Below are 8,939 nucleotides of genomic sequence, written 5' to 3'. Positions count from 1 at the left end.
GTTTGTAGAGTACCTATAAGGGATTGAAACAAGAATATATATAAAGAAAAATCAAGGGCTAAAGGAGAAATTATATGACCAGGTTTAAAAGAGTGTTATTAAGTTTTTCAATATTTTGGTTAATTAGCGGCATTGGTGGATTGATTGTGTATAAAATTTGGAACTGTTTGTTCCTGTTCGCCTTGTATTGCTTGTCCTTGCCTTTGTATTTTATCCTGTTAGCATGGATTCTAAGCGATGAAATATACAAGGGATAGGACCTAGTTTGTAAAGTGCCTATAAGGAATTGAACAACCAAGTTTTATTTTATATTATTAACAAAAATTATTAAATAATAGGGGGTGGCAAATGTATACATTGAATCTGAAATGTAAGATAATTACTCCTTTATTTATGTTAGGCGCGGATGGAAAAACTCCTGAACTTAGACCTTCGGAATTTAAAGGAATGATGAGATGGTGGTGGAGGGCAATAAGAGCGGAAGATAATATAGATAATTTAAGAAAAGAGGAAGCAGAAATTTTTGGGGGAACTAGAGAAAAAGAGGGAAAAAGTAAGATTAAGATAAAAATAACTTCAAAAATTAATAACGTAGGTGAAAATATTCAAAATGAAATTAGTGAATTAATAGGTTTAAAATATTTATACTACTCTACCTTCTCGTTAAGAGATAAAGGTGAAACTATAATAAAATCATTTTTAAAACCAGATACTGAATTTGAACTCCAACTTACCTCTTTTGATAAAAAAAGTTTTGATATTGCTTGCGCTTCTCTTTGGCTTTCTATTTATCTTGGGGGATTTGGTACAAGAGGAAGAAGAGGAGGGGGAAACGTTGAAGTTATAAAAGCAGAAGGAAATCAGACTGTGCAATTTGCTTGTTATATTAAAAATGAGAAAGAATTAAAAAATTTTTTGCATTTTAATATTGAACAAATCAAAAAAATTTGTAAAAGTAGCGAAGGCACAAAAAAATATACAAACTTAAATAGAGCAAGAGTATTAATCTTTAAAGGAGAAAATAGTTGGAAAAGTGCCATTAATTTTTTAGGTAGTGAATATATGCATTTTAGAAATAGAATTAAAAAACAAATTTTTGAAACTGCAGTTTTTGGAATGCCTGTTATGCATTCCAGATTTACTATCAGACTAGTTCCTTATGAAACAAACAAAAGATTGTCTGAGAGATATGCTTCTCCTGTAATATTTAAAGTTATAAAATCCAATAATTTATACTTTCCTATCATAGTTGCATTATCAGCAGGAGGAATAAATTATATAGGTAAAGAAAAAAGGGAAAATAATTATTGGAAATTAGACGAACAACAAAGATTTTTTGAAGATCCTATAAAAGAATTTTTGAACTCTTTATCAAAAAAAGAGGAGTTAGTCCTATGAGCAGTTTTGAGGAAAAATTAAGAGCCTTTTTGCACGATCCTATTGATAAATGTTTTAATATTCCTACTCATATTGAGAGGGCTAAAAATTATGCAGAAAAAGTTGGTATTTGCGATGTTGAAAAAGAGAAAGGATCTGACCAAATAGCTTCATGTATAGAAAGAAGTTTATTACCTCCAAATATTCAACAAGAATTTAATGAAATTAGACATCCTCTTTGCAGTAGTGTATTACAAGTTGAAGATCTTAATAAAAAAGAAATTTTTAAAAAAATAGAGAAAATTTATACAGAAATTGGCTCAGAAATTTCCAATTGGAATAATAAAAACAAATTTTTCTTCTTGTGGCGAAACTTGCAAGATAAAATATGGGAAAAATTCAAAAACGAAGAATGGACTAAATATATACCCCTTCTTCCAGCAGATACAAGAGTTCCAGACCATTCCATATGGGAACACTTAAAAATAACTTCTGCAGTCAAAGCTTATTGGGATGTAGAGAATAAATCACTCTTTCAGAATAATTCATTGTTTCTCTTTACTTTAGGTCCTGTACAGAGTTTTATTTCTCAAGCAAGAAAGACTCAAGATTTATACATGGGAAGTTTTATTCTTTCTTATCTTACTTTCCAAGCAATGGAAATAATAATTGATAATTTCGGACCTACGAATATTATTTATCCAGATCTCTTTAGACAACCTCTTATGGATTTATGGATTAAGAAAAATTTATTTGAACCTTTAAACTATAATGAAAATCTAGTTCAACTGCCAACTATTCCTAATAGGTTTGTAGCTATTTTACCTATGACAAATAAAGAAGAAATCATAAAGCTTGCTAGTAATATAAAAGAAAAAATAAAAAGCTTAGTTAATACAAGTATGTACTATATCCTAGACAACCTAAATATAAATTACCAAACTATAAAAGATAAAATCGACTCTCAAATTTCCGATTTTCTTAAAATTTATTGGGTTTCTTTACCGTGGAAAATTGACGGAAAAGATATAACTCTTAAAGATTTAAAAATTTTTTTTAATTTTGAAAAAGATTCTCAAAAGGAATGGATAGGAGAAGAACTTTGGGAATTTGCAACTAAATATGGAGAACACTCTCCTAACATTGGAGTTTTTTATGAGCTTCTTTACTCTCTTCTTGAAAGATTTATGGGAGCAAGAAAAAATATAAAAGAATTTAAACAACCATTGATTGAGGAAAAAGGAAGAAAATGTTCAGTATGTGGAGAAAGGGATGTAATTTTCTTTAGAGAAACTCAAAACAAAAATAAATTTATTAAATTTAATAAATCTATAATTGATCTAACAGAAAATAACAAAATATCTCCAAAATTTTTAGCAGATGGGGAAGGATTATGTGCTATTTGTTTTCTAAAAAGGACTTTTGAAATATATTTAGAAAAAGAAGTATCAGAAGTGTTTAAAGACCTAAGTTTTCCCTCTACTGCAGAGGTTGCATCTTCTGATTTTAAAGAAAAAGTTTTAAAAACTATAAAGAATAAATATCTTGATTATCAAAGAAAGATCAGTGAAGTTTTAAGAGAAATTCCAACAGTTTCTCCATTACCAAAATTAAGAACTCTTTTTGAAAACAATATAGATGGATCTTGGTTTTACGAAGAAAATTTAACAGAGAAGTATATTAAAGATGAACTTAAAATTTCAATAAAAGAACAAAAAATAAAAGAGCTAAAAAATCTTTTAAAGGAAATTACCGAAAAAGTGGGCAGACCTAATCCTTATTATGCGCTTCTTTATCTTGACGTAGATTATATGGGAAGATGGCTTTCAGGAGAATTTTTACCATCTATTGAAAACGCATATAACTCAAATGTCTGGAGTAAAATAGATGATGATTTTAAACAAAAATTATTAAATATTTTGCCTAAAAATAGGAATAATAACGCAAGAAAACTTTTAACTCCAGCAATTCATGCGTCTATCTCAACAGCCTTAAGAAATTATACCCTTGAATTCGTTAAAAAAATTGTTGAGGAGGAACATCTTGGTAAACTTATTTATTCTGGTGGAGATGATGTTTTAGCTCTTGTTAATATTAAAGATTTATTTGATGTTATGCAAAAGCTAAGATGGTCATTTTCTGGAGAAATAAAAATAGAAGAGGGAGAAATAAAACCTTATCTAGATAATAAAACAGGCTTTGTAAAAAAGGATGGGAGATATGTGTTAACAATGGGACCAGAAGCTACTGCTTCCATGGGAGTTGTAATAGCGCATTACAAAACACCTCTGCAAGAAGTAATTAAAAAAGTATTTGAAATGAAAAAGATAGCAAAGGGAGACTATAAGAAAAAATTTTCTATTTGTTTAATGAGAAGGTCGGGCGAAGAAAGAATAGCTAAAGCAGAATGGATCTATAAAGATGAAGATATAAAAGAAACTTTAGAAATATTAAAAATTTTAGGAAAAGCTTTTGATGAAAGGAATGAAAAAGGATATATCGCCAAAAGTTTTATACAAAAATTTGCCTCGGAATTTATCAATCTTAAAAAAGATGAAGGACAATTCAATGCCAGTGCAACAATCTTCAACATTGAACTCTTAAGACTTATTAAAAGATCCTATAACTCCCCCAAAGGAAAAAAAATTAATAAAGAAGAAAAACAAGAATTTTTAAACAATATATATGAAAGCATGAAAAATCTATTTTGGATTACAGGAGGAAATATAGACAATTTTATAAACTTTTGCGTTATAACAGCCTTTATCTATACAGGAGGAGATTAAAATGTGGATAAAAATAACTCCAAAGGATACACTATTTTTTAGATCAGGAAGACCTTTCTCAATGGGATCTGAAACTTGGGCAGATGAGCTTTTTCCACCTTTTCCTTCTACTATTTATGGTGCTATAAGAACTTTTTTTATATTTAATAGAGGATCTTTGAAAGAGTTTAAAGAAAAAGGATATCTTGATATTGGTAATATAAAAACAAAGGGAACGATGAAAATAAGAGGACCTTTTTTAGGTAATATAGAAGAGAATATTCTCTACTTTCCTATTCCTTTTGACTGTGTAAGAAAAAAGAATGAAACTGAAGAAAATAAAGTGTTTATTCTTAAAAGAGTCGAAAAACCAAGTATTTTTTATTCTGATGAAAAACTTGAAGAAATTCTAATTTGGAAAGAAAAAGATCAAGTGGATGAAGCTAACGAGTATTTTGATATTACTGAATTTAAAAAATATCTTCAAAGTAGCGCCTCAAATTACCATTATGTTTCTCATAAATCATTCTTTAATATAGAGCCTAAAATTGGAATTGCAAGAAATAAAAGAACTTTAACTTCAAAGGAAGGTTATCTTTATAGAATACCACTGATTAGATTGAAAAATAGTTTTGGATTTCTAGTAGAAATTGAAAATTTATCTTTTGAAAATGATTTTCCTAATAAAGGTATTTTTCAACTTGGGGGTGAAGGAAAAACTGTTATTTTTGAAAAAATTGATTTTAATCCAATGGAAAATATAGAAAATATAAACTTTGAATTTGCTAATGGTATATTTAAAGTCTATTTTGCAACTCCTGCTATTTTCGAAAATGGATGGATTCCTAAATGGATTGATGAAAATACGATGAGAGGAAAAAAAGAAGGTGTTGAAGTACAACTTGTTGCTTGTGCTATAGGTAAATACATAAGAATAGGAGGATGGGATATAGCTAAGGGAGAACCAAAAACAATGTACAAGGCTGTACCTGCTGGTAGTGTTTATTATTTTAAAATCTTAGATGGCTCATCACCCCAGAAAATTAAGGATATTTTCCATTTTAAAAATATTTCAGATATAAATCCTGAAGAGGGTTTTGGATTAAGTTTTGTAGGAGAGGTGAAATCATGAAAAAAGTAATTTCAATGATAGGAACATCGATATTTGAAAATTATTTTGAAAAAGAAAGAGAGGAAACAATTAGAAATTTTTATGAGGATTTAAAAGAAAAAAGATTAAAAGAATATGAAAACGAAAGAGAAAGAGTTGATAGACTAAGAAACAGTATAAGAAGATGGATTAAAAAAGAAATGGAAAAAGAAAATATTTCAGCAGAAATAAAAAGTCTTATAAAAATAAAAGAGGAAATTAAAGAAGACTTCGAAAATTATTTTCTATGCTCTGATACAATTCTAAGTAAGTTAGCAGGAGATTTGATTAAAGAACTACTTGAAGTTCCTCCATTTAATTCAAAAGTTACGGTTAAAGTTATAGAAGATCTCCAAGTGTGGAATAGAAAAGAATTTAATAAAGGCATGTCAAACTTAATAATTGAGATTTATAGTATTGCTAACAATTTTTGGAATGATATAATTATTAACATTACAGGAGGCTACAAAGCAACTATACCTTATCTTACAATTCTTGCTCAATTAAATAATTGTCCTCTCTATTACATTTTTGAAAATACTGATGCTCTGATGAAAATTCCAAATCTTCCCTTTTCAGCTAGTTGTTTTGACTGGAATAAAATTGAAGAACATGAAGAGTGGTTCCAAAAACTAGAAGAAGGTATAACAGATAGAAAAGATTATCAAGACCTTATTAGATCTAAATTTTACAAAGATTATGATTTCCTTGTATGGACCCATGATATAGATAGTTTAGCCGAGTTAAATCCAATTGGAAAAATAATATTCCAAAAGTATAAAGAAAAAATATTTGAATTCTATGCTCCTAATGAAGTTCAACTCATTATACAAAGTGACAAGGCTTTAGAAAATTTATTGAAAGATCAGTTTTCCGATAAAAAACAAAGAGAGAATAAAACCGAGATAAAAAATGGACATTTTGTTTATGACGCAGGAAATAATCAACTAAGGATTTTTTATCGTGAGTTAGAGAATAAGATTTATATTTATAAAGTTTTCAACAAACATGATGAATATGAAAAATATCTTAAGTTTACCCCTTATAGCGATACTCTTTTGAATATCAATGAGTTCAAAAGATGTAAAATCAAAAGGGAGGTATAAAGAGCATGTTTAGAGAAAAAAGGTTGTTATTTCTAATAACAGAAACTCCCCTTCATGCTGGAAGTGGAAGTGAGGTTGGAATTGTTGATCTTCCTATTCAGCGAGAAAGATATACTGATTTTCCCAAAATAGAAAGTTCAGGGCTTAAAGGATGTATTAGAGAAGCCTTCGAAGGATATAGAATATTTGAAAACAATGAAAGTAAATTAATTAATAACCCGAAAGTCAATGAACTTCTTGAAGATTTTCCTCAATTACAGGAATCATGGGTGATACAGCAGGATAAAGAAAGACAACAGAAAACTGATAAGAATGGAAATAAGCTAATAAAATTCGACGAAGCTCTTTATTTACTCTTCGGTCCTGAAGATGAAGAAGCTTATGCCGGTGCAATAACTATTACTGATGCAAGAATTCTTCTTTTTCCAGTAAAATCATTAAAAGGTATATTTGCTTGGATTACTTGTCCTATGGTTCTTGAAAGATTTAAAAAAGATTTGGAAATTATTGGCGTGGAGAGTTTTAGGTTTAATAACTTTAATAACTTTGTTAATACTTTGCCCAAAGAAAGTAACATCAAAATTTCTTCTAAGATTGTATTAGAAGAGTTTACTTTTGATGTAAAAGAAGATGAAACTACTAGAAACATAGCAGAATGGTTTTCTGAAAGGATCTTTCCAAATGAAAATTCTTATAAATTTTGGCGTGAGAAAATAAAAAAAGATTTAGTTATTTTATCTGACGACGATTTTAGACAATTTACGAAGACTTCAACAGAAGTAATAACAAGAACAAAAATTGATGATAAAACGGGAACAGTTCTATCAGGAGCATTATGGACAGAAGAATATTTACCACAGGATACTATACTCTATACTCTTATTATGTTTACACCTACAAGAGTAGAAAAGGAGGATCAAAAAGGAGTTTTTAGAGCAAATTCACCTCAAAATGAAGTAGAACTTGTTTGTAAATTTTTTGAAAAGGGACTTCCTGAAGTAATTCAAATTGGGGGAAACCAGACTATTGGTAAAGGATTTGTGAGAACAAATATTTTAAGAAAGGAGGTTTGACTATGTCTGAGAAAGAAACAATAATTACAAAACTTGAAAAGGGGAGAGCAGAGTTTGCATATAATTGTGTAAAGGAAGCAATAAAATTCTTGGATGTTAGAAAAAAGAAAGAATATCGCTCCTATATTAGAAAAATTCCTCAAATGATATTATCCAATGGATTAGGACAGACACTTGCTTTTATATATTCAAAAAAGGAAGATGGAAATGCCTATGATCTAATATATAAACAGTTCATTAACTACTTAAAAAGTGATTCACCCGCAAGAATTAAAATACCAACTAATGAAAATGAACTTATTGAATGGGTTATATCTCTTGATTCTTATAATTATCGCTATGTAACGGAAGAACTTCTTGCTTTCCTTAATTGGCTTAAAAGATTCGCAGAGGGAATGATTGAAGAAGAGGAGGAATAAAATGAATATAAATATAAAAATAGAAGATAAGAAAACTTACGAATTTTATAATCCAAAGGATACAGTAGAAATCTTATATAGAGAAATTCTAAAAAAAGGAATATGGAAATTAAATATAAAGAATAATAAAGAAGAAAAAAAGGATTGGTGGTATGAAAGTAAAAATGATTTCGAGAAAAACATAAACTTACTCTTTAGTAAATTTATACCTAAAAGTTCATTAAGAAATGAAGAGAAAGAAAATAAAGATAAATATCTCCAGTTTATAATAAGTGAATTAGCAAAATTAGAAGAAAAGCTTATAAATTTTAATTTTATAAAAGAAAGAAACCAAGAATTGACAAAAATTCTTGAAAGATATGGTTATACCAAATTAAGTTTTGAAGCTATATGTTCCTGGCGTCTCATTATTGGTCTTGGAGGAACTCATCCTCAAGAAACTTCAATGACTCTTCACCATGTTTATGGTATTCCCTATATCCCAGGCAGCGCTATTAAAGGAGTAACTAGACATTGGGCAATTTTAAAATTCGCAGACCATAGTGTTAAGGAAGAAAATGAAGATTTTTCAGAAGTTCTTGAAAAAATATCTAAAGGATTAGAAAAGGGAGAAAATTTTGATTTAACAGTGGATGGAATAACTTTTATTGACTTGATTCAGATTTTTGGAACTCAAAAAGAGATAGGAAAAGTAATTTTTATGGATGCCTATCCAATAAGTAAAATTAATTTAAAAATTGATATAATGAACTCTCACTATCCTCAATATTATTTAGGAAAAGAACCACCTGCTGACTGGCAAAATCCAGTTCCAATAAAATTTTTAACTATCGAAAAAACAAAATTTCAATTTTATCTTTTGTCTCATAATAGAAATCTTTTAAGCTGTGCAGAAAAACTTCTTAAAGAAGCTTTAAGAGAACATGGTTTAGGAGCTAAAACATCACTTGGATATGGTACCTTCGATATGATCTAATTAAACTAATAAGGAGGAATTTTAAATCATATTGTTAACAATTTTATTAAATAACTTATTATAACCTCTTTAA

The 8,939-nt window shown here is 28.6% G+C and carries 7 protein-coding genes; all 7 read left to right on the top strand.

The window, feature by feature from the left end; all coding sequences use genetic code 11:
* The first annotated feature begins 348 nt into the window (after positions 1-348).
* From cmr1 to cmr6, 7 genes are read left to right on the top strand one after another with little or no spacing between them, the layout of a single operon-like run.
* Positions 349-1,398, top strand: coding sequence for a type III-B CRISPR module RAMP protein Cmr1 (cmr1, locus tag NZ841_05940; protein MCS7202297.1), 1,050 nt, complete (start codon positions 349-351; stop codon positions 1,396-1,398).
* Complete coding sequence (gene cas10, locus NZ841_05935) at positions 1,395-4,163, top strand: type III-B CRISPR-associated protein Cas10/Cmr2 (GenBank protein ID MCS7202296.1); 2,769 nt, start codon at positions 1,395-1,397, stop codon at positions 4,161-4,163. The genes cmr1 and cas10 overlap by 4 nt, the downstream gene beginning before the upstream one ends.
* 1 nt (position 4,164) lies before the next feature.
* Positions 4,165-5,274: a type III-B CRISPR module-associated protein Cmr3 gene (cmr3, locus tag NZ841_05930; protein MCS7202295.1), complete on the top strand. Its 1,110-nt coding sequence runs from the start codon at positions 4,165-4,167 to the stop codon at positions 5,272-5,274.
* Positions 5,271-6,398, top strand: a complete 1,128-nt coding sequence (locus tag NZ841_05925; GenBank protein ID MCS7202294.1) for a hypothetical protein — start codon at positions 5,271-5,273, stop codon at positions 6,396-6,398. Before cmr3 ends, NZ841_05925 begins: the two co-directional genes overlap by 4 nt.
* 5 nt (positions 6,399-6,403) lie before the next feature.
* Complete coding sequence (gene cmr4, locus NZ841_05920; GenBank protein ID MCS7202293.1) at positions 6,404-7,471, top strand: type III-B CRISPR module RAMP protein Cmr4; 1,068 nt, start codon at positions 6,404-6,406, stop codon at positions 7,469-7,471.
* Positions 7,472-7,473: 2 nt separating this feature from the next.
* On the top strand, positions 7,474-7,890 hold the full coding sequence (cmr5, locus tag NZ841_05915) for a type III-B CRISPR module-associated protein Cmr5 (GenBank protein ID MCS7202292.1): 417 nt from the start codon (positions 7,474-7,476) through the stop codon (positions 7,888-7,890).
* A gap of 1 nt (position 7,891) precedes the next feature.
* Positions 7,892-8,866, top strand: a complete 975-nt coding sequence (gene cmr6, locus NZ841_05910; protein ID MCS7202291.1) for a type III-B CRISPR module RAMP protein Cmr6 — start codon at positions 7,892-7,894, stop codon at positions 8,864-8,866.
* Positions 8,867-8,939: the final 73 nt, after the last annotated feature.

The organism is Dictyoglomus sp., assembly GCA_025060475.1.
Lineage (GTDB): Bacteria > Dictyoglomota > Dictyoglomia > Dictyoglomales > Dictyoglomaceae > NZ13-RE01.
Note: the sequence above shows the minus strand (reverse complement) of the source record. Positions and strands in the feature narration are given on the sequence as shown.

Coding starts and splice junctions, on each gene's coding strand:
- cmr4 (MCS7202293.1), top strand. CDS start 6,404: ATGTTTAGAGAAAAAAGGTTGTTATTTCTAATAACAGAAACTCCCCTT.
- cmr5 (MCS7202292.1), top strand. CDS start 7,474: ATGTCTGAGAAAGAAACAATAATTACAAAACTTGAAAAGGGGAGAGCA.
- cmr1 (MCS7202297.1), top strand. CDS start 349: ATGTATACATTGAATCTGAAATGTAAGATAATTACTCCTTTATTTATG.
- cas10 (MCS7202296.1), top strand. CDS start 1,395: ATGAGCAGTTTTGAGGAAAAATTAAGAGCCTTTTTGCACGATCCTATT.
- NZ841_05925 (MCS7202294.1), top strand. CDS start 5,271: ATGAAAAAAGTAATTTCAATGATAGGAACATCGATATTTGAAAATTAT.
- cmr3 (MCS7202295.1), top strand. CDS start 4,165: ATGTGGATAAAAATAACTCCAAAGGATACACTATTTTTTAGATCAGGA.
- cmr6 (MCS7202291.1), top strand. CDS start 7,892: ATGAATATAAATATAAAAATAGAAGATAAGAAAACTTACGAATTTTAT.